This is a genomic window from Photobacterium sp. Alg240-V54, assembly GCF_900537155.1.
Lineage (GTDB): Bacteria > Pseudomonadota > Gammaproteobacteria > Enterobacterales > Vibrionaceae > Photobacterium.
In genome coordinates, this window is the sequence record NZ_UNRL01000005.1 from 189,391 (window position 1) to 213,817 (window position 24,427).

A 24,427-nucleotide genomic window follows, 5' to 3' on the forward strand; every position below is an offset into this window, starting at 1 on the left:
GTCAATACAATTAAAGATATTAACAGGACAGCCTGATCATGAGTAAACCCATTGTATTAAGTGGCGTACAGCCTTCTGGTGAATTGAGTATCGGCAACTACCTTGGTGCGCTGCGTCAGTGGGAACAGATGCAGGATGATTATGATTGTCAGTATTGTGTGGTTGATTTACATGCCATTACGGTACGACAAGATCCTAAAGCGCTTCATGAAGCAACTTTAGATGCTTTATCTATCTGTTTAGCTGTGGGTGTAGATCCAAACAAAAGCACTTTGTTTGTACAGTCTCATGTACCAGAACATGCTCAACTTGGTTGGTTATTAAATTGCTATACCCAAATGGGTGAGTTAAGTCGTATGACGCAATTTAAAGACAAATCAGCCCGTCATGCCAATGATGTTAACGCCGGTTTGTTTGGCTACCCAGTACTAATGGCGGCCGATATTCTATTGTATGGTGCCCATCAAGTGCCTGTCGGTAGCGATCAAAAGCAACATTTAGAGTTAGCACGTGATATCGCAACTCGTTTTAATAATCTTTACAGCACCCCTGAAAGCCCAATCTTCCAAGTACCAGAACCGTATATTCCAACGGTTGGTGCGCGAGTGATGAGCTTACAAGATGCGACTAAAAAAATGTCTAAATCAGATGATAATCGCAAGAACGTGATTACACTGTTAGAAGATCCTAAGTCGATTCTAAAGAAAATTAATAAAGCCCAAACCGATGCAGAAATGCCGCCACGTATTGCGCACGATATTGAGCAAAAAGCGGGTATTTCAAATCTAATGGGTTTGTATTCTGGCGCAACAGGCAAAACATTTGCTGAGATTGAAGCCCAGTATGCTGGCGTTGATATGTATGGCCCATTTAAGAAAGATGTTGGTGAAGCGTTAGTGGCAATGCTAGAGCCAGTACAAGCTGAATATCATCGTATTCGTGGTGATCGAGCTTACCTTGATAGCGTGATGAAAGCGGGTGCAGATAAAGCATCAGCGCGTGCTGCTGAAGTGTTGAAACAAGCTTACCATGCTGTAGGTTTTGTTGCGCGCCCATAAGCGTTAGTCATTATCATTCTAAAAAAGCAGGGCTTAGGCTCTGCTTTTTTATCGCCACTAATCGCTGTCGCTGACAGTGACCAATAAGAGCTTAGTTGTAGTATGTTGTTAATTATTGATAACTACGATTCATTTACTTACAACCTTTATCAATATTTCTGTGAATTAGGCGCAGATGTCGTTGTTATTCGTAATGATGAGATTGATATTGCGGCAATTGAAGCGTTAGCACCGACCCATTTAGTTATCTCTCCAGGTCCTTGTACGCCTAATGAGGCCGGTATATCTTTGCAAGCGATTGAGTATTTTGCCGGTAAATTACCAATTCTTGGGGTGTGCCTTGGTCATCAATCATTAGCGCAAGTGTTTGGTGGTGATGTGGTGCGGGCTCGACAAGTCATGCATGGTAAAACCTCTGCGATCACCCATACTGATTGTGGCGTATTTAAAGGGCTAAATAATCCGTTAACCGTTACTCGCTATCATTCATTAGTAGTGAAAGCGGCGACATTGCCTGAGTGTTTTGAGATCACTGCTTGGACAGAGTTAAACGGTGAAATCGATGAAATTATGGGGATCCGTCATAAAACCTTAGCCCTTGAAGGGGTGCAATTCCATCCTGAAAGTATTTTGACTGAACAAGGTCATGCACTATTAGCTAACTTTCTGCAGCGTTAATTCCACTATTACTGCTATTTTTACGTACTTATTGCGTTGGTGATAAGTACGTTACTGTTGTTGTTATCCTCGCTGTTGCTGTTTCAATATCTTATTAACGCTACTGATTTACTATTGTTAACAATTTTCCCTTTATTGGTGATAGTGGAATTCTATGCGCTGAGGAATGATTATTTCCTAGCGGGAACGGCTATCTGTCATTGGTGGTGGTTAATAATATTCCGCAAGTAATGCATAACTATTTGTGGTGTATTTATTAGTTAACACCTTGGTTTGAATAAAAACTACTGTCTTTATTGGCAAAGGTTAATAAAATGTAAATACTAATAGTAAGCTATAAAGCACAGAAGGATAGTGTGATGGCAACTGAAGATAAATTACAACGGTCGTTATTTGATGAGGTGATGGTACCTTGTTATGCGCCAATGGATATTATACCTGTTCGTGGACAAGGCTCACTGCTGTGGGATCAACAGCAACGTGAGTATATTGATTTTGCAGGTGGCATTGCAGTCAGTTGTTTAGGACATTGTCATCCTAAAATGGTGGCAGCATTAACAGAACAAGCACAGCAATTGTGGCATTTAAGTAATGTTATGACCAATGAGCCAGCATTGCGGCTAGCGGATAAACTGACTCAATTAACCTTTGCCGATAAAGTCTTCTTGGCTAACTCTGGCGCAGAAGCTAATGAAGCTGCATTGAAATTAGCCCGTCGCTATGCGGTTGATAATTTTAGTGCAGAGAAAGATCAAATCATTGCCTTCAACCATGGTTTTCATGGCCGAACCTTTTTTACGGTTACCGTTGGTGGCCAAAGTAGCTATTCCGATGGCTTTGGTCCTAAACCACAAGCCGTAACCCATATTCCTTACAATGATATCGCAGCCATTGAGGCATTAATTGGTGATAAAACCTGTGCCGTTATGATGGAACCATTGCAAGGAGAAGGCGGAGTGATTAGCCCAAGCCTTGAGTTTGTGCAGCGCGTACGTCAACTGTGTGATCAGCATCAGGCGCTATTAATTTTTGATGAAGTTCAAACTGGTAACGGCCGTACGGGAGATTTGTTTGCTTATCAAGGCTTAGGGGTGACACCTGATATTTTAACTACCGCTAAATCATTAGGTGGTGGCTTTCCGGTCGCGGCAATGTTAACTACCGCCGCTCTCGCCAGTCATCTAAAAGTCGGTACACATGGTTCGACTTATGGCGGTAATCCGCTAGCGTGTGCTGTTGCAGAAGCCGTGGTCGATGAAATCAGTCAACCGGCACTCTTAGCAGGTGTTAAGCAACGTGAAGTATGGTTCCGTGAAGCGCTACTGCAAATTAATAGCCGTTATCCTATTTTTAGCGAGATACGAGGTAAAGGCTTATTACTAGGGGCGGTATTAACGCCAGAGTGGCAAGGACGGGCGCGAGATATTTTAGTTGCTGCAGGTAATGAGGGACTAATGGTACTTGTCGCTGGTACTGATGTGGTGCGCTTTACGCCGTCGTTAGTGATTGAGCAAAAAGATATTGATGAAGGAATGCAACGCTTAGAAGCGGCGATTGCAACGTTATATAACGCCAATTGTTAGCTGTGATTAACTTGTAATTGCGGGGTTAGTTAATACCAATAGCCCCATTCTAACGCTGATTTCAAGCGAGGCAATGGCTGCCGTCATTGCCTATATTTAGGAGGGAATGCGATGCTCATTATTCGTCCTATTACTTGCGCTGATTACCCTGCACTGATGCAATGTGCAGAAGCCTCTGGCCATGGTTTTACATCATTACCCATTAATGAAGATTTACTCCGTGGCCGCATTCAACACTCTCAAGCCAGCTTTAATACTCGTGTTACCTCGCCAGGACAAGAAAGCTATCTGCTAGTCGCTGTTGATAGCGATACTGATCAAGTGGTTGGTACAACCGCGATTGAAGCCACGGTTGGGCTCGATGTGCCTTTTTATAATTACCATTTAAGTACCGTGACCCATGCCTCGCGTCAGTTAGGGGTGCACAATATTGTTAAGGTGCTGACATTAGGTAACCAATATACCGGTGAGACTGAGCTGTGTAGCTTGTTTCTATTACCTGAATGGCGTCAAGGTCTTAACGGGCGGTTATTGTCTAAATCGCGGTTTTTATTGATGGCTGATCATCAACAACGCTTTGCTGAGGTTGCTTTTGCTGAAATGCGTGGTGTGTCTGATGAGCAGGGGAATTCTCCGTTTTGGCAATGGCTGAAAGAACATTTTTTTTCGATTGATTTTACTCATGCAGATTACCTAACAGGTATTGGCCGCAAAGGCTTTATTGCTGATTTAATGCCGAAATTACCGATTTACGTCAACTTACTCAGTAAAGAAGCGCAAGTAGTGATTGGTCAAGTGCATGTGAATACACGTCCAGCATTACAATTACTTGAGCAAGAAGGGTTTTGCTGCCGTGGCTATGTCGATATTTTTGATGCTGGCCCCAGTGTTGAATGTGATGTGCGTAATATTGAAACCGTGCGTCATTCACAGCGATGCCAAGTTGAAATAGGTCAACACACCAGTGATCAATGCTATTTGGTTTCTAATTGTCAGTTAGCAGGATTTCGTGCGGTTGCAGCGCCGTTAGCAGTCAATGCGCAAGGGCAAGTGGTGATGACCGCTGACGTTGCCGCTGCGCTTAATGTTGATACTGGTGATGAAGTGCGGTTAGTCGCGCAATCATAATAGGAGAGTCGCATGAGCTTATGGATCAATAATCAGTGGTTAGACGGTGCTGGTGAGCAATTTCAATCACTCAATCCTTATGATGACAGTGTGGTTTGGCAAGGTCAGGCAGCAACGATTGCACAAGTTGAAGCGGCGGTTATTGCGGCATCGGCTGCGTTTGTAACCTGGCGCAATACTCCCCTTAATCATCGAGTCCAGATCATCGAGCGTTTTGGGCAATTAGTGCAACAGCATCAATCACAGTTAGCTGGTGTTATTGCAGCAGAAACAGGTAAGCCGTTATGGGAAAGCACCACAGAGGTTGCTGCCATGATTGCCAAGGTGGCATTGTCGCTTCAGGCTTATCATGAACGCACTGGTACTCGACAACGTCAACAGGCGCAAACAACCATGGTGGTAAGACACCGTCCATTAGGGGTTATGGCTGTGTTTGGGCCGTATAATTTTCCCGCACATTTGCCTAATGGTCATATTATTCCGGCACTATTGGCCGGAAATACAGTGGTGTTTAAACCTTCAGAGCTGACGCCCAATACTGCGCAGTTGATGTGTCAATTGTGGCAGCAAGCAGGCATAAGCGCTGGTGTGATTAATTTAGTTCAGGGAGGGCGCTCGACAGGAGCGGCTTTGGCTGCCGCGAACGTGGATGGCGTTCTGTTTACCGGTAGCGCTCATACTGGGCATCTATTGCACCAGCAATTTGCAGGTCAGCCACAAAAAATGCTGGCATTAGAAATGGGCGGTAATAATCCACTGGTTATTGGCCAACAATATGGCGATCTTGATGCGGCGGTGTATACCATTATTCAGTCTGCTTTTTTAAGTGCCGGACAGCGTTGTACCTGTGCGAGGCGATTATATATTGCGGCAGGAAAAGCTGGTGATGAGCTATTAGCGCGTTTGGTAACCGTGAGCTCGCAATTGACAGTGGGTGATCCATTTGCCACGCCTGCCGTTTTTATGGGGCCATTGATATCTAATACCGCAGCCGATCAGCAGCTGGACAATCAGCAGCAATTAATCGCGGCTGGTGGCATAGCCTTGTTAGCAGCGACACGTGGCCAAGGTGCAATCGTTACTCCTGCGATTATTGAAGTCAGTGCCGTTAGTGAGCCTGCAGATGAAGAGTACTTTGGACCGTTATTGCAAGTCAGTCGTTATGATGACTTTAGTCAAGCAGTGGTCAGTGCAAATCAAACCCGTTATGGATTAGCTGCAGGATTAATATCAACAGATGAGCAGCAATGGCAGTATTTTATTGACCATATTAGAGCGGGAATTGTGAATCGAAATCGACCATTAACTGGCGCCAGTGGTGATGCGCCATTTGGTGGCCCAGGAGCATCTGGAAATCTACGCCCAAGTGCTTATTATGCCGCCGATTATTGTGCTTACCCGATGGCATCTGTTGAAGATGTATCAGTGCAATTGCCGTCTCAATTAGCGCCAGGTGTGAGCTTGAACTAAGATATATACACTGATGATGGTTTAAATAAGCGGGTAGATTATGGAATCAATTACGCAACTTTTTGATGGTTTATGGCACGACTATAGTCAACGGTTATGTCCATCAGCAGTGCAAATACAGCGCTTATTAACCGAAGATGCGGCGTTGTTAAATGATCATATTGCACTGCGCAGTTTTGGCGTACCTAAGTGTAGTTTAGCGGTTGTCGCCGCGCCGTTTATTGCTTTTGGCTACCAGCCGCAAGCGAAATACCATTTTGAGACGAAAAAACTGTACGCTGAATATTTCATGCATCCTGATCCTCAATTACCCAAAGTCTTTATTAGTGAATTACAGTTAGGCAGTTGTTCGGCAGAGTTACAACTTATGGTGCGTAGTCTGTTAGATCAAGTCGATGATGACTATTTTCGCAACCCTGATTTTGTTTATGGTGGGCGTCCATGGCAATTGGATTTTACAAGCTATCAATTCTTAGCCGCTGAAAGTGAGTATGCTGCTTGGGTTGCAGCGCATGGCTTTGGCGCTAATCATTTTACGGTCAGTATCAATCAACTTGAGCAATTTACCGATTTAGAACAGATTAATCACTTATTACGTCATAACCAGTTTGTGATTAATCAGGCTGGTGGTGAAATTAAAGGTGATGCAACAGTAATGTTAGAGCAATCAGCAACCATGGCGGATGAGGTTGGAGTGAGCTTTAGAGATGGGGTTCATTCCATCCCTGGTGGATTTTACGAATTCGCTAAACGCTACCCACAACCCAATGGTGAATTGTATAGCGGCTTTGTAACGGCGTCGGCGGATAAAATCTTTGAGAGTACCAATAGCTAGCTAGGTGTTGGTGGTGAAAGAGCTGCGATAATAAAACAGCACTTAGGCAAGTGCTGCTTAAGTGATCAGTTATCTAGCGGTGAAGCCCAAACGCCAGATTCATCAGCAGGGCAGCGACGTAATCCCGTTTGTTGCTCAAGGTAGCAGCGGCTATCGCTAAACCCTGTCATTTCAATGGTTGTTGGCTGACCCGTTAACACGCCGGGTACGGTGGTGTAACTGTTAGCTGAAAAGCGTTCAATATCCATATTGACCATCATTGATTGTTAAATCCATTTGTGATCGAAATGTAGCATGAATGAATGCGATTACAAATGAAAATTTAACAGAAATATTAACGTCATCAATGATTGCTTTTCGATGTTGGTAGATAAACGCTAAGATCAAAAAAACCGCAGGTATCAGCTGCGGTTTCATTGAGGATAACGGCGATACTAAATAATTAGCGTGTACCGTAAACCACAATTGTTTTGCCGTGAGCAGAAATAAGATTTTGCTCTTCCAGCATTTTCAATATACGACCCACTGTTTCGCGAGAGCAACCTACGATCTGGCCAATTTCTTGACGGGTGATCTTAATTTGCATGCCATCAGGGTGTGTCATTGCATCCGGTTGTTTTGCCAGATTAAGTAGTGTCTGTGCAATACGACCAGTCACATCAAGGAATGCAAGGTCACCTACTTTTTGGCTTGTCACTTGTAAGCGGCATGCCATTTGAGCAGATAGACGCATTAGAATATCTGGGTTAACTTGAATTAACTGACGGAATTTCTTAAATGAAATTTCTGCAACTTCACAAGGGCTTTTAGCACGAACCCAAGCTGTACGTTCTTGGTCTTCTTCGAACAAGCCGAGTTCACCAATAAAGTCACCCTGGTTTAGGTAAGAAAGGATCATCTCCTTACCTTCTTCATCCTTGATTAATACAGCAACAGAACCCTTCACGATGTAATACAAAGTTTCTGCTTTTTCACCTGCGTGAATTAACGTGCTCTTTGATGGATATTTGTGAATGTGACAATGGGAAAGAAACCACTCTAAAGTTGGATCTGTCTGCGGTTTACCTGGAACCATATTACTAACTTCCTCTGCATGTGTTGCCCAACAATATGTTCTGTGACGATAACTCAACAAAACTTTTTGATGGTAGGGTTATTCACTCAGCTGCTGGGCTGCAAGCTAACTTGAACTTAGTAAGAGTGTATCCTTTTTTTTAGGTTTTTTCTTGATATTGATCTAGCTGATTCACTCATTTATGAGAGATAAGTGTGCACGTGATCACATCGTTGTGAGTTAGTTACCAATAGCATAGTTTGAAGATGGATTTATTGGCTAATTGTGCCTATTTGAATACGCAACGAAATTAATATTAAACACCACAAATAACGTTTACATTGATGGTATTATCAACAAAAATAGGGCTAAAATCTAAATAATATAGCTAAAGGAGATAAAAATGCAGTCACGCGTAAAATGGGTTGAAAATATGACTTTTGTCGGTCAGTCATCATCAGGACATAGTATTGTCCTAGATGGTAATGGTGGTGATAAAGCGCCGAGCCCAATGGAATTAGTGTTAATGGCTGCGGGTGGGTGTAGCTCGGTTGATGTGGTGAGTGGGTTACAGGATCTACAGCAGCAGATTACAGGTTGTGAAGTACAAATTTCAGCAGAACGTCGTGAGCAAGCGCCACGATTGTTTACTGCAGCTAAGTTACATTTTGTGGTGACAGGTCATGATTTAAATGATGACAAAGTGAGTCAAGTAGTTGCTGATTCTCTCGAAAAATATTGTTCAGTATGTTTAATGCTGGGTAAAGGCGTCGAACTTAGTCATAGCTATGAAATTGTTATGGCATAACGCTATTTTCATTAACGGTTGCTGATAACAGCGACCGTTAATTAATACCAAGTTCAACCACTAGGCGATTTTGCCGTTTTCAATTAATTGCTCTAGTAATGGCCGCATAATTAATTCCATCGCAAAACTCATTTTTCCGCCAGGAACAACCAGCGTGTTATGGCGCGACATAAATGACCCTTGGATCATGGAGAGTAAATATGGGAAATCAACGTCTTTCAAACCGCGAAAACGGATCACCACAAAGCTTTCATCTAAACTTGGAATGCCTTTAGCACTGACAGGGTTGGAGGTATCAACGGTAGGCACCCGTTGAAAGTTAATATGAGTACGAGAAAACTGCGGGGTGATGTAATTAAGATAATCATCCATTGAGCGGACAATTGATTCCATTACTGCTTCACGAGAATGACCGCGATCGCGAGTATCTCTAATAATTTTCTGAATCCATTCTAAGTTAACAATGGGTACCATTCCAATGAGTAAATCAACATGCTGAGCGACATTAATATCGCCGTCGACGACACCACCATGTAGACCTTCATAAAATAATACATCAGTATTTTCAGCGAGCTGTTGCCACGGAGTGAACGTACCGGGCATTTGATTATAAGGCACCGCTTCATCAAAGGTGTGTAAGTAACGCCGAAACTTACCGCTGCCATCTTGAGAATATTGTTTGAAAAAGTGAGCTAATTGTTCAAAATCATTAGCTTCTGCGCCGAAATAGCTGATATGACGACCTTGCTCTTTAGCTTTACGAATTTCACAGTCCATTTCTGGACGTGTAAAACGGTGGAAGCTATCACCCTCTAGCCATGCAGCGTTAATGTCCATCATATTAAACATTTTACGAAAGGCTTCAGATGTAGTGGTTGTTCCTGCACCTGATGAACCAGTGACTGCAATAATAGGGTGTTTTACCGACATAATTCACCTTGTTGTGATTACTAGATGTTAAGAATAAAAACAGCACAGCAATGAATGTTACTACAAGTTTACATAAATGTCGGTTTTGAGTGATAAAAGTGCTAGCAAGGGCCGACTTTTATGATGAATAAATAGTGCGGCTTTTTACATTTGGTTGCGAAGTTTAATGTCGACCGATTCATGTAATTCAGAGAAAACAATCACCGCATCACCGGCTTGTAGTTGACGTCGAACATAAGCCACCTTATCGCTAAGGCTGATTTCTACTTCACCGTAATCGGTGCCTTCACGTAAAATAAATTGCTCAATAAGGTTGGTCAGTGTTTCTGGAGCTATGTCTTGCCAAGGAATAATCATTACAGCTTCTTAAATGACTAATAAAACAATAGTCGCAGTATATTCTTAAAATAGACTGAAAAGAAACGGGGTCATTATTGGTTGTGCTCAAGGGTTATGGTTGTAATTGGTGATGAAACCATTCCGGCACTGTGTGTTCAAGCCAAAAGGTCGGTTTTAAAATAGAGCCACTGACAAAACCAACATGGCCGCCTTGTTGATATAAGTTGTAGTCAATATTACTCGGTAAAGGCTGTGAAGGGATCACCGATGCAGTCATGAACGGATCGTCTTTGGCATGAATAATCCGTAGTGGCGTCGTTATATGGCTGAGCTGAGTGAGACCACTGCAACGTTGATAATAATCGTCGGCATCAATAAAACCATGCAACGGTGCAGTAATGTACTGATCAAATTGCCATACCGTATTAATAGCGTCTAATTGCTGATGTGAGATTGGCATTTTATGTTGGTGAAGGGTGATCCGTTGCGCCATGGTACGCTTCATTGAATTGAGTAAATAGCGTTGATAAATTTTAGAAAAGCCTTGTTGAATACGTGCCGAACACGAGGCTAAATTTAGCGGTGGAGAAATTGCTTGAGCGGCGATAATCTCGCTATCATCACCATATTTTGCAAGGTAGTTAATCAGCATATTACCGCCAAGAGATACACCAACTGCAATCAATGGCCGCAGAGGGAATTGTTCACGCAGCCATGTGATAAAAAAGCGGGCATCATTGATTTCACCAGAATGATAGCCTCTTGGCTGACGATTTAGCTCACCACTACAGCCTCGAAAATGCATCATTACTCCAAGCCAACCTTGTTGTTTCGCAGCATACAGTAGTCCATTGGCATAAGGGCTATCAAAGCTACCTTCTAGACCATGAAACAAGACCATCAGTGGTTTATTACCGTCTGTGGGGTTTTGTGTCCATGCTATATCGAGGAAGTCATCATCAGGCGTGATCAGCCGTTGGGTTACTGGTGTGAATAGTGGCTGACGGCGAACAAATCGAGGCAGCAAGGTTTGAAGATGCGGATTTTTTAATCCTAGCGCAGCAGTGAAAGGTTGCATGTCATATCCTTGATTCAAATAAAAACGCCGCAGCAATAAAATATCACTCCGGCGTTAAATGATCACTCAGCGTTAAGCTGATTTTCCATCTCTTCTAATTGTTCTTGCAGTTCCATCCATGCCACTTCAATGTCTTCAAGATCCGCTTTAGCATTGCCTTGGAGTTTGAGTTGTTCATTCATTTGTGCTTTGTTTTCTGGCTCGTAAATAGTGCTATCACTTAATGCCGTTTCTGCTGCCGTAATGATGTCGTTAAGCTTATCCATTTGCTTTTCAAGCTTGGTGATTTCTTTACGAATCGGTGCCGTTTGTTTGCGGAACTCAGCATCTAAACGTTTTTGTTCTTTACGTGAAGCTGCGCTGTTGTCTTTATTGGTATCCGGTTTGGCAGCCTGTTGCTCACGACGCTCATTACGTTGCTGCTCACTTAACCATTTGTGGTAATCGTTTAAGTCACCATCAAAAGGCACTACTTGGCGATCATGAACCAGATACAAATCATCTGTTGTTGCGCGAAGCAAGTAACGGTCGTGACTAACAATAACCATCGCGCCTTCATAAGATTGCAATGCAAAGGTCAGCGCTTGACGCATATCTAAATCAAGGTGGTTAGTCGGTTCATCGAGTAACAATAGGTTAGGGCGTTGCCATACAATCAGTGCTAATACTAAGCGGGCTTTTTCACCACCAGAAAACGGACCTACTTTCTCTAGCGCTTTATCACCAATAAAACCAAAACTGCCTAAGTAATCACGCAGCTGTTGTTCAGTAGAATTGGGTGCAATACGTGCCATGTGCTGCACAGGGGTATCATCAAGGTATAAGGTTTCTAATTGGTGCTGAGCAAAGTAACCAATTTTAACCCCTTGCGAGAATGCCATATCACCAGCTTTAGCAGGTAAGTCGCCAGCAAGCATTTTTATTAAGGTTGATTTACCAGCGCCGTTACGTCCCAGTAATCCAATTCGGCTTCCCGGTACTAAGTTTAAGCGGATTTTTTCTAGAATAAGTAAATCATCATAACCTGCAGCGACATGATCCATCATCAAAATGGGATTTGGCAGTGCGCTGGGTTCTCTAAACTCAAACGTAAATGGGTTATCAAGCTGTGCCGGTAGCACTTTTTCCATCCGTTCTAAGGCTTTAATTCGACTCTGTGCTTGGCGTGCTTTGCTGGCTTTATAACGAAAGCGCTCGATATATGACTGCATATGAGTCATTTGCTTTTGCTGCTTTTGGAACATCGCCTGCTGCAATACCAGTTTTTCGGCACGTTGGACCTCAAACGATGAGTAGTTGCCGGTGTAACTGTTTAAGGTTTGGTTTTCAACATGAATAATACGATTGATGACTGGATCGAGGAAATCACGGTCATGGGAAATCAGCACTAGTGTACCACGGTAGCTTTGAAGCCATTTTTCAAGCCACATTACCGCATCAAGATCTAAGTGGTTGGTTGGTTCATCGAGTAATAACAGATCAGAGCGACATAACAATGCTTGGGCAAGGTTTAAACGCATCCGCCAACCACCAGAAAACTGAGTTAAGTTCCACTGCATTTGGTGTTGTGAAAAACCTAAACCATTTAATAATTCTGCGGCACGGGCATTAATACTATAGCCGCCAATAGTGTCGATCTTTGCGTGTAATTCAGCAACTTTATTGCCGTCATCAGCCAGTTCCGCTGCAATTAATTGACGCTCTAGTTCACGGTACTCGCGATCGCCATCAATCACATATTCAATTGCTGCACGTTCAAGGGCGGGCGTTTCTTGGGCTACCCATGCTAATTCCCAATTACTTGGAAACTGACAATTACCGCCATCTAAACTGAGTTCATTTTTAAGTAATGCAAACAGGGTTGATTTACCACAACCGTTTTTACCCACAAGGCCAACTTTGTCCCCTGGGTTAATGGTAGCGGTGGCATTTTCAAGCAGAACTTTACCACCACGTAGAAGTTGGATATCTGAAAAGATAATCATCGATAGCGCCGGGGACGTGCCCGCTCCACAAAATTAAACAGGAATCATGCTCGGGAGTCTAACTCAAACTTGAACCAGTGGCTAACCTGACACTAAGTTAACCCGCTGTTGGCATGACTGTGATGAATAGCTGTCTAAAATTGAAATTATAACTAACTCACCATATTGAGTAACAATTAGGTATTATAGTTAACAATTAATGCTAATAATGATTAGATTAGTGTTACTCGGCTTATTAAATGACGTGCAAAGGACAATATGACTGATTTGAAAATATTAATTATCTTTGCGCATCCAGATCCTCAAGAGTCAATTGCTAATCAGGCCCTGTTAAGTGAAATAAAACATTTATCGCATGTCACAGTGCATGACTTATATGCCACTTACCCTGATTTTTTTATTGATGAAGAGGCTGAACGGGCATTAGTGGTTGCGCATGATGTGATCATTTTTCAACACCCCTTGTATATGTATTCTTGCCCAGCGTTACTTAAAGAGTGGCTTGATCGAGTATTAAGTAAAGGCTTCGCGCATGGAGAAGGCAAAGCCACTGAGGGCAAATATTGGCGGTCAGTGATCACCACGGGTGGTGCGGCGGAGGCTTACAGCCCTGATGGTTATAATCGCTGCAGTATCGATGACATTTTAAAACCATTTGAATTGTGCGCTGATCTTTGTCGCATGCAATGGTTATCGCCATTGGTGTTGCACTGGGCGCGGCGGATCCCTGAATCTGAGCGACAACAGCACGCCACATGTTATCGGCAGTGGTTAGTCAACCCGCATCAGCATGCTCCGCAATTACCATTAGCCGTAGGAGTAAAGCATGGATAATGATTTTTTGTTGGTGATGGTAGTCTTTTTAGCCGCTGCGATTATTGCGGTACCGTTAGCGCAACGATTGGGATTAGGCTCGGTGCTGGGGTATTTGATTGCTGGAATCGGTATTGGGCCATGGGGACTTGGATTAATTTCTGATGTTGATGCGATTTTGCATTTTTCTGAGTTTGGAGTGGTGTTGTTACTGTTTTTGATTGGTCTTGAGCTTAACCCTAAAAAGTTATGGCAAATGCGTAAACCGATTTTAGGTTTGGGTGGCAGCCAAGTGGTGATCACTAGCATTGTTATTGCGACGATTGCATTAGGCTGTAGTCGATTTTTTCCTGATCTAAGTTGGCGTGATGCGATTGTTATCGGAATGGGGCTGGCATTATCGTCAACGGCAATAGCATTACGAGTGATCGATGAACAGCAATTAAGTGGTAGCGAAACTGGCCAGTCAGGATTTGCAGTATTGTTATTTCAAGATATAGCAGTGATCCCGATGCTAGCCTTATTACCATTATTGGTCGGCAATAATAGCGGTAGTTGGCTTGATGGGGTATGGATGCTAGGAGGGATAATGACCTTCTTGGTTACCGGTCATTTCCTTTTACGACCTCTGTTTCGTTATGTGGTGATGAGTGGTGTTAGAGAATTATTTAATGTTGCAGCTTTATTGCTGGTGGTCGGCATTGCATTGATCATGCAGATGCTTGGTTTATCGATGGCATTAGGTGCTTTTCTAGCAGGTGTTTTATTGGCTGAAAGTGAATATCGGCATGAGCTTGAAATAGCAATAGAACCTTTTAAAGGCTTATTACTGGGCTTGTTTTTTATCTCAGTGGGCATGGCCGTTAACCTCGGTTTGCTATGGCAGTATCCATTACAAATTTTAGCGGCTGTTGTTGCGCTCGTGACAATTAAAGCTGGGGTGTTGTATTTATTGGCTCGTGTATTTGGTGTGAGTTCAAAATCACGAAGTCAAATGGCAGCTATTTTAAGCCAAGGTGGAGAATTCGCATTTGTATTGTTTACTACCGCAAAAACGGGGGGGTTATTAGCTGGTGAATTAGCGCCACTATTATTAGTGGTAGTGAGCTTATCAATGATGACCACACCATTGATTTTACAATTACAAAAACGTTGGTATGTCCGCAGTTTTAAAGCGGAACAAGTTCAGCAACCGCCATCAAGTGTGATTGATCGTCAGCCACGAGTGATTATTACTGGATTTGGACGTTTTGGGCAGGTGGTTGGGCGGTTACTGTTTGCCAATAAAATTAGGGTGACGGTTTTAGAACGCGATCCGAGCCAAATTCAATTTTTACGTAAGTTTGGCTATAAGGTCTATTACGGTGATGCGACCCAACTTGACTTATTACGTTCAGCAGGCGCCGATAATGCCGAAGCATTGATTATCTGTACCGATGATCCGACCGAGGTGATGGAGGTGGTAACACTTTGCCAGCAACACTTTCCGCAATTGAAATTAATGGCGCGCGCGCGCAGTCGTGTTGAAGCGCATCAATTATTAAGCCATGGGGTCGAATGCTTTTCACGTGAAACATTTGAAGGTGCCCTTGATTTAGGCCGCCAAGCCCTCATATCTTTGGGTATGCATCCCTATAAAGCGAATCGTGCTCAAGCACACTTTCGCAAAATAGACAGTCAAGCATTGCGAGATCTGCTACCTCAACATAGCGAAGAAGTTAACTTAGCCTCACGTCAAAAAGAAGCCCGTAAAGAGCTTGAAGATATTTTTGATCGTGAAATGCGTGGTGAGCAACAGCGCCATCAAGGTTGGGATTAATCAAGGAGTGATGAGCATGATCAAAAAACGATTTATTGCAGCAGCAATATGTCCTCATTGCCAAGCTGTAGATACCTTACGCTGGTGGCAACAAAATGATGTTGAACATATTGAGTGTGTCAAGTGTCAGCATCTGGATACACGTTTACCACAAGCAGTGAAAGAGAGTGAACAACTGTCTTCAACCACCAAACAACAAGTGATAGGGATTTTTAAACCAGACTAATGTGATAATGGCATCTCAATGGTATTATCCTGTATGATATGGGAACAAAAACTATCACCCCAAGCTTAAATTTTGGAGTTAACATGAAAGTCGCTAAAGACACAGTAGTAAGCTTAGCTTACCAAGTGAAAACTGAAGAAGGTATCGTTGTTGATCAATCAACAGTTGAAGCTCCTCTTGATTACCTACACGGTCATAACAACCTTATTCCTGGTCTGGAAAAAGCGCTAGAAGGTCACGTGGCAGGCGACAAGTTTGAAATCACAGTTGCTCCTGAAGAAGCTTACGGTGAGCACATGGACGAAATGGTTCAGCGTGTTCCTGCAAATGTATTCCAAGGTGTTGATGAGATCACTGTTGGCATGCGTTTCCTTGCTGATACCGATCAAGGACCAATCCCTGTTGAAGTAACAGAAGTTGACGGCGACGAAGTTGTTGTTGATGGCAACCACATGCTAGCAGGCCAAACACTAGGTTTTGACGTTGAAGTTGTTGCTGTACGCGCTGCAACTGAAGAAGAAATCGAGCACGGTCACCTACACCAAGGTGGCGGTTGTTGTGGCGGCGAAGGCGGCTGTGGCGATCACGATGACGAAGGTTGTTGTGGTGGCGAAGAGAAGGGCGGCTGTGGCTGTTCTCACTAATATTGCTTAACGCGATATAAAAAAAGGAAGCCTCGGCTTCCTTTTTTGTTTTTGATATTTTTGTTCTACTGAACCTCGACTTAATAATGCGGCGGTGGTGTTTCTTCTGACTCATCAGCCATATTAGAGGTTTGCATGCCTTTCACTTTACCGACCATAAACTTCAGTTGTACTTCCATTCGATCAATCAGGAATTGCTGCTTCGTTAACGCATCATTTAATTCATCAATGGTTTGCTCTTGAAAAGCGAGTTTCATCTCAAGTTCATCAAGACGGCTTTGCAATTGTTGTATCTCAGTCATGGGATATCTTTCAGTCGGTTGACCAGGTTTGAGCGTAACCAGCGGATGAGCCAGCGACGATGTTACCTGTAGGGCTAATAGCGACATCATACACCACTGCTGTGGCGGGTCGAGTCCCTGATAATATTTCTGCACGCCAAGAGCCGATATTTTTACCATTATCAGTACGCCATAATTCAACTCGACGAGTGGGACTTCCTGTCACTAACCATTGACCATTATTTGAAAAACGTACGCTTGAGAGTGGCGATTGACGTAATTTTACCGCTAATTGAGTGATTTTTTTGCCTGTGGTTAAATCCCAAATAATGTGATCATTGTTGCTATCAGCAGAAAAAGCCAATTTTCCATCGCGTTGTAATGCGACTTGGCTAACACGGCTGCTATGCTTGAAAGAATAGATTATTTGGCCACTGCGAGTGTCCCATAAATAGGCGTGGCTATCATTACCACCAGAAAGCGCATAATGGCCATTAGCAGAAAGAGCCACACTGTTGACGTTGTCACGATGAGCTAAAAATTCTAGACGGCGACCATCAGTCAAATCAATAAACAGTGCTTTGCCGTTGGATAATGCCAACAAGACCTCAGTACCATTATTGGCAATCGCAACATCTTGAATGGCAGCATCATCAATTGACCATAAACCTTGAGCCTGTGACCACCCCAGATCCCAGACTGCAAAATTTTGAGTTGTTGCGGTGATTGCATAACGATTGTTATCTGATATTTGACTAGTTATCACACTATTGTGATATTGATCTTGAGAACCAAAATCTGCTAACTTTTTGTTTTGCTGTAAATCCCATAGCGCGATACCTTGTAGCTTGGTGCTAACAAGAGCAAAACGGCCATCACGACTAAGGCTAAAACTGGTACTACCTTGTTGAGCTAAGTGCCAACGTTCGATTTCTGAATCAAACAACCAACAACCGCTTAAGGCAAAACTAGATAAAAATAGACTAACCGACAAAAATTTCTTGTACATTAAGCTCTGGTTCCGCTTGTTTAGGGTAACTAGATGAAAGAAAAGAATCTGATTAAATAACTGCAGTGCTAGTTTTTACAGTTACTTAATCAGACTGGTAGTAGTATATTGATATAATTTTGTTTTCATACTCATACTAATAAGCACAGTGTAAAAGTGAGGCATGACCTCAATGACTGATGGAGAAATACATGAAGCCGATTTTAAAGATGTCTGTATTAGCAGCAACAATCTTCCTTGCTGTGGGTTGTCAGGACGATAATAAAGCAGACACCAACAAGCCTGCTGAGCCTGCAAAAGTTGAGCAAACAACCGCTTCTGCTGCAGTTGCAACAACAGACGCTGCTAAAGTTGAATTTAAAACTGAAGATCAAAAAGCAGCTTATGCAATTGGTGCATCACTGGCGCAATACTTATCAGCTAACCTTGATCAACAAAAAGAGTTAGGTCTAAACCTTAATCGCCAAGATGTACTTCAAGGTGTTGAAGATGTGTTTGCAGGCAAGAGCCTTATGACCCAAGAGCAAACACAACAAGCGCTACAGTCACTTGATCAGCGTGTTGCTAAAATTGTTGAGCAAAAAGCAAAAGCTGACGCTGAAAAGAACATTAAAGTCGGTGAAGAGTACCGCGCTAAATTTGCTAAAGAAGCCGGCGTGGTAACCACTAAATCAGGCTTAATGTACAAAATTGAAAAAGAAGGTACAGGTCCTAAACCTGCAGCAACTGATACTGTTGAAGTACAGTACAAAGGCATGCTAACAGACGGCACTGTATTTGATAGTTCATACCAGCGTAACCAACCAGCAACGTTCCCACTAAATCAAGTGATTCCAGGTTGGACTGAAGGCGTACAACTAATGCCTGTAGGTTCTAAGTTTGAATTTGTTATTCCGCCACAACTTGCTTATGGCGCGCAAGCTAATCCAAGCATTCCAGCTAACTCTACCTTGGTTTTCCAAGTAGAATTACTGAGCATTAAAGGTGATAAGCAAGCGAAGCAGCCTGCTATTGAAGCAGTAAAAGCAGCAGCGACAGCAACTCCAGCGCAGTAATTTGTCAGGTTTTAGTGACAAAAAAGCGTAACAGTTGATCTAGGCCCGGCATATGTCGGGTCTTTTTTGTTCAATAATCTGATAAACTTACTGAGAAGATTTTAAATTTTATCAATTATATTGAATGCTTGTAGTGATAGATCAGGGCGATCGCATTGTAGATAAGCAGCAAAATGGAAGGTGATATCGTGATTTCAGTAGATGATTTTGGAACAGAGATAATTGTTGATAGTGACATCGTTGACAGACGAATTTTTTCTGAGCACGACGATAATATTCTGCGCGCATATGAGGCTGTCGTTGATGGTTTAGCCGCATTGATTGGACCATTTTGTGAAATTGTTCTGCATTCCTTAGCTGATTTAAATACCTCGGCAATTAAAATAGCTAATGGTCAAAATACTGGCCGTAAAGTTGGCTCACCGATCACCGATCTTGCGTTACGCTCGCTACGTGATATTCAAAATTCAGAGAGTAATTTCTCGCGTGCATATTTCACCCGCGCTAAAGGGGGAGATTTGATGAAATCAATCACTATCGCTATTCGTAATGGTGATAATAAAGTGATTGGTTTGTTGTGTATTAACGTCAATCTTGATGTGCCATTTACCCAAATTTTGCAATCGTTTATGCCAACCGATGAAGCTAAGCAAGCCGCATCAAAAGTCAACTTTGCCAGTGATGTTGATGAATTGGTCGATCAAACCGTTGAGCGTACCATTGAAGAAATTAATGCCGATAAAAATGTATCTAACAATGCTAAGAATCGTCAGATAGTGATGGAGTTGTTTGATAAAGGTATTTTTGACATTAAAGATGCGATTAATCGTGTTGCTGATCGATTGAATATTTCTAAGCACACTGTCTATCTTTATATTCGTCAGCGCAAAACAGAGGATGGTGATAAGTGAGCCTAACTTACGCCATTGTTGTTAATGGCCCCGCTTATGGTACTCAAGCCGCACGCTCTGCTTATCAATTTGCATCTACACTTATTGAGGTCGGCCATACTTTAACCCGCGTGTTCTTTTATCAAGACGGAGTGTTAAATGGTAATGCATTGACAGCACCCGCATCCGATGAATTTGATCTAGTGGCAGCATGGCAACAGTTAGCGCAGGCCCATAATGTCGAATTACATACTTGCGTCGCAGCTGCGTTACGCCGTGGTATTGTCAGTGAGCAAGAAGCGCAACAAAATCAATTACCAAACCATAACTTAGCCTCAGAGTTTGAACTAGCAGGGTTAGGTGGTCTGGCTGAGGTTTTACTTAGCACTGATCGTGTTATTCAATTTTGAGGTGAAATAAGTGAGTGACTTAGGCTTTGTGTTTCGTCAACCACCTCACGGTACGACGAGTGGTCGTGAAGGACTTGATGCATTATTAGCCGCTTCTGCGTATACCGAAGCACTGAGTGTCTTTTTTATTGGTGATGGAGTATTGCAGCTGGTGAAACATCAGCAGCCAAATGCGATTTTGAGCCGTAACTATAGTGCGACCTTTAAAATGTTGCCATTGTACGACATCGAAAATATTTATGTCTGTCAGCAGTCATTAGCTGAGCGCGGATTATGCCGTGAAGACTTATTAATTGACGCTATTATCCGTCCTCGTACCGAATTGGTGACAACATTACATGGTTGTCGTCAGATCCTTACTTTTTGAGGTATCGATGTTACATACTGTGACCCGTTCGCCATTTCAAAGCCACGCATTGGCACAATGTTTACAGTTTATTTGCCCTGGCGATGAGATCTTATTGCTTGAAGATGCTGTAAATGTCGCCGTAAGCGAAAATATTTACTTTGATTTAATAAAAAATATTGGCGTAAAAATTTATTTACTGGAAGCTGACATTATTGCGCGCGGTTTGCAGGATAAATGTGATAAAAGTCTAGATGTTATTGATTATAAAGGTTTTGTTTTTCTCACTGAACAACATGCCCAACATATGAAATGGGCATAAAAAGCCATTATTAGTAACGATATATGAACAAAAAAGTGACTGTTTAAGAAATGATCACTTAATTGATCGTTGGTTAGATCTTGACACCTTTAGGTGCGATGCCTAAAATTTCGCGTCCTCCTGTTGTTGGGAGGCAGATTTTTCACCTTACGAAAGTAACAATCAGGAGCTATTTAATGGCAACTATTAACCAGTTGGTACGTAAGCCACGTGCTAAGCAAGTTGTAAAAAGCAACGTGCCAGCACTAGAAGCGTGCCCACAGAAACGTGGTGTATGTACTCGTGTTTACACTACTACACCTAAAAAACCGAACTCAGCATTACGTAAAGTATGTCGTGTTCGTCTAACAAACGGTTTCGAAGTAACATCATACATCGGCGGTGAAGGTCACAACCTTCAGGAGCACTCAGTTGTTCTTATCCGTGGTGGTCGTGTTAAAGACTTACCGGGTGTTCGTTACCACACTGTTCGTGGTGCACTTGACTGTGCAGGCGTTAATGACCGTAAACAAGGTCGTTCTAAGTACGGTGTGAAGCGTCCTAAGTCTTAATGGATTCCGTTAAGTAAGGCCAAACACTAAAATTATTTAATTTTGAAGAAACTGAAAAGTTTTGGATAACCTGAAGAAGACAACGGAGATAATCCATGCCACGTCGTCGCGTAATCGGTCAGCGTAAGATCCTTCCAGATCCTAAATTCAAATCAGAATTGCTGGCAAAATTCGTTAACATCCTAATGGTTGACGGTAAAAAATCTACTGCAGAAAAAATTGTTTACTCTGCACTAGAAACTATGGCTGAGCGTTCTGGTGAAGAACACCTAGCTGTATTTGAAAAAGCTCTTGAAAATGTACGTCCAGCGGTAGAAGTTAAATCTCGCCGTGTGGGTGGTTCAACTTACCAGGTGCCTGTAGAAGTACGTCCAGTACGTCGTAATGCACTAGCTATGCGTTGGTTAGTTGAAGCTGCGCGTAAGCGTGGTGAAAAATCTATGGCTCAGCGTCTAGCAGGCGAAATGCTTGATGCGGCTGACAACAAAGGTTCTGCTGTTAAGAAACGTGAAGACGTTCACCGTATGGCAGATGCGAACAAAGCGTTCGCACATTACCGCTGGTAATATAGCTGGTAATACCGCTTGGGCACAGCAGGTTATCCTGCTGTGCCTAAACCATTTTCTAAGGTTCACCTTAGTAAGAGGATACAATCGTGGCTCGCAAAACGCCCATCGAGCGCTACCGTAATATCGGTATCTGTGCTCACGTTGACGCCGGTAAAACAACCACTACTGAGCGCATCCTGTTTTATACAGGCCTATCTCATAAGATTGGTGAAGTACACGACGGCGCTGCTACTATGGATTGGATGGAGCAGGAGCAAGAACGTGGTATCACGATCACCTCTGCTGCAACGACCACCTTTTGGCGCGGTATGGACAAGCAGTTCGACGAGCACCGAATCAACATCATTGATACTCCTGGACACGTAGACTTCACCATTGAAGTTGAGCGTTCATTACGTGTATTAGATGGTGCTGTAGTTGTGTTCTGTGGTGCTTCAGGTGTAGAGCCTCAGTCTGAGACTGTATGGCGTCAAGCCGATCGATATGAAGTTCCGCGTATCGTTTTTATCAACAAGATGGATCGCACGGGCGCAGATTTTTTCCGCGTTATCGAGCAGATCAAACACCGTCTTGGTGCAACACCAGTGCCACTGCAATTAAATATTGGTGCTGAAGATGAATTTAAAGGTGTAATTGACCTGATCAAAATGAAGGCCATTAACTGGTCTGATATTGATCAAGGGACGAGTTTCACCTATGAAGATATTCCTGCTGACATGCAAGAGTTAGCAGATGAGTGGCGCATGAACTTAGTTGAATCAGCAGCAGAAGCTAATGATGAACTAATGGATAAATACCTTGAAGAAGGTGAACTGACTGAAGCTGAAATTAAAGCTGGTCTGCGTCAACGTACCCTAAACAACGAAATCGTATTGGCAACTTGTGGTTCTGCATTTAAGAACAAAGGTGTTCAAGCCGTACTAGATGCCGTTGTTGATTATCTACCTTCACCAACTGAAGTAAAAGCTATTACAGGTGAAGACGAACACGGTAACCCTGTTGAGCGTCATTCAAGCGATGACGAACCATTCTCAGCACTAGCGTTCAAAATCGCAACCGACCCGTTCGTAGGTACATTGACTTTCATGCGCGTATACTCTGGCGTTGTTAATTCAGGTGATACTGTTTTCAACACCATCAAAGAAAAACGCGAGCGTTTAGGCCGTATCGTTCAGATGCATGCTAACAAACGTGAAGAGATCAAAGAAGTGCGTGCTGGCGATATCGCCGCAGCCATTGGTCTTAAATTTGCGACAACAGGTGATACCCTGTGCGATCAAAATCATAAAGTGATTCTAGAGCGCATGGATTTCCCTGAACCAGTAATTCAGATTGTGGTTGAACCACGCTCTGTAGCAGACCAAGATAAGATGACCATTGCGCTAGATAAACTAGCTGCAGAAGATCCATCTTTCCGCGTCGAAACTGATGATGAATCAGGTCAGATTTTAATTTCTGGCATGGGTGAGCTTCACCTAGATATCATCGTCGATCGTATGAAACGCGAATTTAACGTCAACTGTAACGTAGGTAAACCTCAGGTTGCTTACCGTGAAACCATTCGTGGCACCACTAAAGTTGAAGGTAAATTCATTCGTCAGGCGGGTGAAACCGGCGGCCGTGGCCAATATGGTCATGTATGGCTAAAGCTTGAACCATCAGAGCCAGGTGAAGGTTTCGTATTCGTAGATGAAATTGTCGGTGGCAGCGTACCTAAAGAATACATTAGTGCTGTTGCTACAGGTATCGAAGAACAAATGAAGAGTGGCGTGCTTGCAGGCTACCCAATGATTGACGTTAAAGCGACGTTAGTTGATGGTTCTTACCACGACACCGATTCAAGCGAAATTGCATTTAAAATCGCAGGTTCAATGGCATTACGACAGGGTGCACTTGATGCAACTCCAGTATTGCTTGAGCCGATGATGAAAGTTGAAATTACCACGCCAGAAGATTGGATGGGTGATGTCGTTGGTGACCTTAACCGTCGCCGCGGTATGATCGAGGGTATGGAAGAAGGCAACGCGGGTATTAAAATTATTCGTGCGCAAGTTCCACTATCAGCAATGTTCGGATACGCAACTGATTTAAGATCAGCAACACAAGGCCGCGCGTCTTATTCGATGGAGTTTAGCGAGTATGCTGAAATGCCAAAGAACGTTACTGATAAAATAATTGCAGAACGTATTTAATTTCATTATTGCGTCAATGGCTATTGACGCATAAAATACACAACTTCGGAGCCGTCCCCGACCTAGTAGGGGGCGTATCTTAACTAGGAAGGAACACAATCGTGTCTAAAGAAAAATTTGAACGTAATAAACCGCACGTTAACGTTGGTACTATCGGTCACGTTGACCACGGTAAAACAACTCTAACTGCTGCTATCTGTACTACACTTGCAAAAGTGTACGGTGGTGTTGCTAAAGACTTCGCATCTATCGATAACGCTCCAGAAGAGCGCGAGCGTGGTATCACAATCTCAACTTCTCACGTTGAGTACGATACTCCTACTCGTCACTACGCACACGTAGACTGTCCTGGAC

At 43.0% G+C, this 24,427-nt stretch carries 28 protein-coding genes; 20 read left to right on the top strand and 8 right to left on the bottom strand.

Annotated elements, in window-relative coordinates; genetic code table 11:
* Positions 1–38: 38 nt before the first annotated feature.
* The 6 genes from trpS (at position 39) to G6R09_RS14380 (ending at position 6,752) form a co-directional block, all read left to right on the top strand.
* Entirely contained in the window at positions 39–1,058 is a 1,020-nt protein-coding gene (gene trpS, locus G6R09_RS14355; RefSeq protein WP_065169327.1) for a tryptophan--tRNA ligase, read from the top strand.
* Between the two features lie 102 nt (positions 1,059–1,160).
* Positions 1,161–1,736, top strand: coding sequence for an aminodeoxychorismate/anthranilate synthase component II (locus tag G6R09_RS14360; RefSeq protein ID WP_060997829.1), 576 nt, complete (start codon positions 1,161–1,163; stop codon positions 1,734–1,736).
* Positions 1,737–2,095: 359 nt separating this feature from the next.
* A complete protein-coding gene (locus G6R09_RS14365; protein WP_163923190.1) occupies positions 2,096–3,319 on the top strand; it encodes an aspartate aminotransferase family protein in 1,224 nt (407 codons plus the stop codon).
* A 111-nt stretch (positions 3,320–3,430) separates the two neighbouring features.
* The gene (gene astA, locus G6R09_RS14370) at positions 3,431–4,447 is read left to right on the top strand and encodes an arginine N-succinyltransferase (RefSeq protein ID WP_163923193.1); all 1,017 of its coding nucleotides are present in this window, start codon (positions 3,431–3,433) and stop codon (positions 4,445–4,447) included.
* 12 nt (positions 4,448–4,459) lie between these two features.
* On the top strand, positions 4,460–5,917 hold the full coding sequence (gene astD, locus G6R09_RS14375; RefSeq protein WP_163923196.1) for a succinylglutamate-semialdehyde dehydrogenase: 1,458 nt from the start codon (positions 4,460–4,462) through the stop codon (positions 5,915–5,917).
* Positions 5,918–5,957: 40 nt separating this feature from the next.
* Positions 5,958–6,752 carry a DUF1338 domain-containing protein gene (locus tag G6R09_RS14380; RefSeq protein ID WP_163923199.1) on the top strand — a complete coding sequence of 265 codons (795 nt, stop codon included), beginning with the start codon at positions 5,958–5,960 and terminating at the stop codon, positions 6,750–6,752.
* A 65-nt stretch (positions 6,753–6,817) separates the two neighbouring features.
* On the opposite strand, the gene G6R09_RS14385 is transcribed toward G6R09_RS14380, so the two are convergent.
* Together G6R09_RS14385 and crp are read right to left on the bottom strand one after the other, a co-directional pair.
* Positions 6,818–7,012 (bottom strand): hypothetical protein, encoded by a 195-nt coding sequence (locus tag G6R09_RS14385; RefSeq protein ID WP_234999159.1) that lies wholly within the window; start codon positions 7,010–7,012, stop codon positions 6,818–6,820.
* A 182-nt stretch (positions 7,013–7,194) separates the two neighbouring features.
* Positions 7,195–7,827 (bottom strand): cAMP-activated global transcriptional regulator CRP, encoded by a 633-nt coding sequence (gene crp / locus G6R09_RS14390; RefSeq protein ID WP_036789513.1) that lies wholly within the window; start codon positions 7,825–7,827, stop codon positions 7,195–7,197.
* A gap of 382 nt (positions 7,828–8,209) precedes the next feature.
* Here crp and G6R09_RS14395 point away from each other — a divergent pair, with 382 nt between their 5' ends.
* On the top strand, positions 8,210–8,614 hold the full coding sequence (locus tag G6R09_RS14395) for an OsmC family protein (protein WP_163923202.1): 405 nt from the start codon (positions 8,210–8,212) through the stop codon (positions 8,612–8,614).
* 60 nt (positions 8,615–8,674) lie between these two features.
* On the opposite strand, the gene G6R09_RS14400 is transcribed toward G6R09_RS14395, so the two are convergent.
* From G6R09_RS14400 to G6R09_RS14415, 4 genes are all read right to left on the bottom strand, one after another.
* The gene (locus tag G6R09_RS14400; RefSeq protein WP_065169334.1) at positions 8,675–9,544 is read right to left on the bottom strand and encodes a phosphoribulokinase; all 870 of its coding nucleotides are present in this window, start codon (positions 9,542–9,544) and stop codon (positions 8,675–8,677) included.
* 144 nt (positions 9,545–9,688) lie between these two features.
* A complete protein-coding gene (locus G6R09_RS14405; RefSeq protein ID WP_065169335.1) occupies positions 9,689–9,901 on the bottom strand; it encodes a YheU family protein in 213 nt (70 codons plus the stop codon).
* A 94-nt stretch (positions 9,902–9,995) separates the two neighbouring features.
* Positions 9,996–10,961 carry a hydrolase gene (locus tag G6R09_RS14410; protein ID WP_065169336.1) on the bottom strand — a complete coding sequence of 322 codons (966 nt, stop codon included), beginning with the start codon at positions 10,959–10,961 and terminating at the stop codon, positions 9,996–9,998.
* Between the two features lie 62 nt (positions 10,962–11,023).
* Positions 11,024–12,946, bottom strand: a complete 1,923-nt coding sequence (locus G6R09_RS14415) for an ABC transporter ATP-binding protein (protein ID WP_163923205.1) — start codon at positions 12,944–12,946, stop codon at positions 11,024–11,026.
* 258 nt (positions 12,947–13,204) lie between these two features.
* Here G6R09_RS14415 and kefG point away from each other — a divergent pair, with 258 nt between their 5' ends.
* The 4 genes from kefG to slyD all read left to right on the top strand — a co-directional run bounded on the left by kefG (position 13,205) and on the right by slyD (position 16,448).
* Positions 13,205–13,780, top strand: coding sequence for a glutathione-regulated potassium-efflux system ancillary protein KefG (kefG, locus tag G6R09_RS14420; protein ID WP_163923207.1), 576 nt, complete (start codon positions 13,205–13,207; stop codon positions 13,778–13,780).
* Positions 13,773–15,578 (top strand): glutathione-regulated potassium-efflux system protein KefB, encoded by a 1,806-nt coding sequence (gene kefB, locus G6R09_RS14425; protein ID WP_163923210.1) that lies wholly within the window; start codon positions 13,773–13,775, stop codon positions 15,576–15,578. Before kefG ends, kefB begins: the two co-directional genes overlap by 8 nt.
* 16 nt (positions 15,579–15,594) lie before the next feature.
* Positions 15,595–15,804, top strand: coding sequence for a YheV family putative zinc ribbon protein (locus tag G6R09_RS14430; RefSeq protein WP_065169340.1), 210 nt, complete (start codon positions 15,595–15,597; stop codon positions 15,802–15,804).
* Between the two features lie 83 nt (positions 15,805–15,887).
* Complete coding sequence (gene slyD / locus G6R09_RS14435; RefSeq protein ID WP_060997842.1) at positions 15,888–16,448, top strand: peptidylprolyl isomerase; 561 nt, start codon at positions 15,888–15,890, stop codon at positions 16,446–16,448.
* A gap of 80 nt (positions 16,449–16,528) precedes the next feature.
* Here the strand turns inward: slyD and G6R09_RS14440 are convergent, their stop codons facing one another.
* Both G6R09_RS14440 and G6R09_RS14445 read right to left on the bottom strand, forming a co-directional pair.
* Positions 16,529–16,750: a SlyX family protein gene (locus G6R09_RS14440; protein WP_087845635.1), complete on the bottom strand. Its 222-nt coding sequence runs from the start codon at positions 16,748–16,750 to the stop codon at positions 16,529–16,531.
* 10 nt (positions 16,751–16,760) lie between these two features.
* Positions 16,761–17,738, bottom strand: a complete 978-nt coding sequence (locus G6R09_RS14445; protein WP_163923213.1) for a WD40 repeat domain-containing protein — start codon at positions 17,736–17,738, stop codon at positions 16,761–16,763.
* Positions 17,739–17,929: 191 nt separating this feature from the next.
* On the opposite strand from G6R09_RS14445, the gene fkpA reads away from it, so the two are divergent.
* The 9 genes from fkpA to G6R09_RS14490 all read left to right on the top strand — a co-directional run.
* Positions 17,930–18,793 carry an FKBP-type peptidyl-prolyl cis-trans isomerase gene (gene fkpA / locus G6R09_RS14450; RefSeq protein WP_163923216.1) on the top strand — a complete coding sequence of 288 codons (864 nt, stop codon included), beginning with the start codon at positions 17,930–17,932 and terminating at the stop codon, positions 18,791–18,793.
* 188 nt (positions 18,794–18,981) lie between these two features.
* A complete protein-coding gene (locus G6R09_RS14455; RefSeq protein ID WP_065169358.1) occupies positions 18,982–19,704 on the top strand; it encodes a transcriptional regulator in 723 nt (240 codons plus the stop codon).
* A complete protein-coding gene (gene tusD, locus G6R09_RS14460) occupies positions 19,701–20,093 on the top strand; it encodes a sulfurtransferase complex subunit TusD (RefSeq protein ID WP_163923218.1) in 393 nt (130 codons plus the stop codon). The genes G6R09_RS14455 and tusD overlap by 4 nt, the downstream gene beginning before the upstream one ends.
* A 10-nt stretch (positions 20,094–20,103) precedes the next feature.
* A complete protein-coding gene (gene tusC, locus G6R09_RS14465; RefSeq protein ID WP_065169345.1) occupies positions 20,104–20,460 on the top strand; it encodes a sulfurtransferase complex subunit TusC in 357 nt (118 codons plus the stop codon).
* 7 nt (positions 20,461–20,467) lie between these two features.
* Entirely contained in the window at positions 20,468–20,761 is a 294-nt protein-coding gene (tusB, locus tag G6R09_RS14470) for a sulfurtransferase complex subunit TusB (RefSeq protein WP_087854430.1), read from the top strand.
* 176 nt (positions 20,762–20,937) lie between these two features.
* Positions 20,938–21,312, top strand: coding sequence for a 30S ribosomal protein S12 (gene rpsL / locus G6R09_RS14475; RefSeq protein WP_004399892.1), 375 nt, complete (start codon positions 20,938–20,940; stop codon positions 21,310–21,312).
* A gap of 95 nt (positions 21,313–21,407) precedes the next feature.
* Positions 21,408–21,878, top strand: a complete 471-nt coding sequence (rpsG, locus tag G6R09_RS14480; protein WP_005371760.1) for a 30S ribosomal protein S7 — start codon at positions 21,408–21,410, stop codon at positions 21,876–21,878.
* 89 nt (positions 21,879–21,967) lie between these two features.
* The gene (fusA, locus tag G6R09_RS14485) at positions 21,968–24,073 is read left to right on the top strand and encodes an elongation factor G (protein ID WP_163923221.1); all 2,106 of its coding nucleotides are present in this window, start codon (positions 21,968–21,970) and stop codon (positions 24,071–24,073) included.
* A 101-nt stretch (positions 24,074–24,174) separates the two neighbouring features.
* Positions 24,175–24,427 (top strand): GTP-binding protein (locus G6R09_RS14490; RefSeq protein WP_240345758.1); only part of this gene is annotated, 253 nt, incomplete at its 3' end.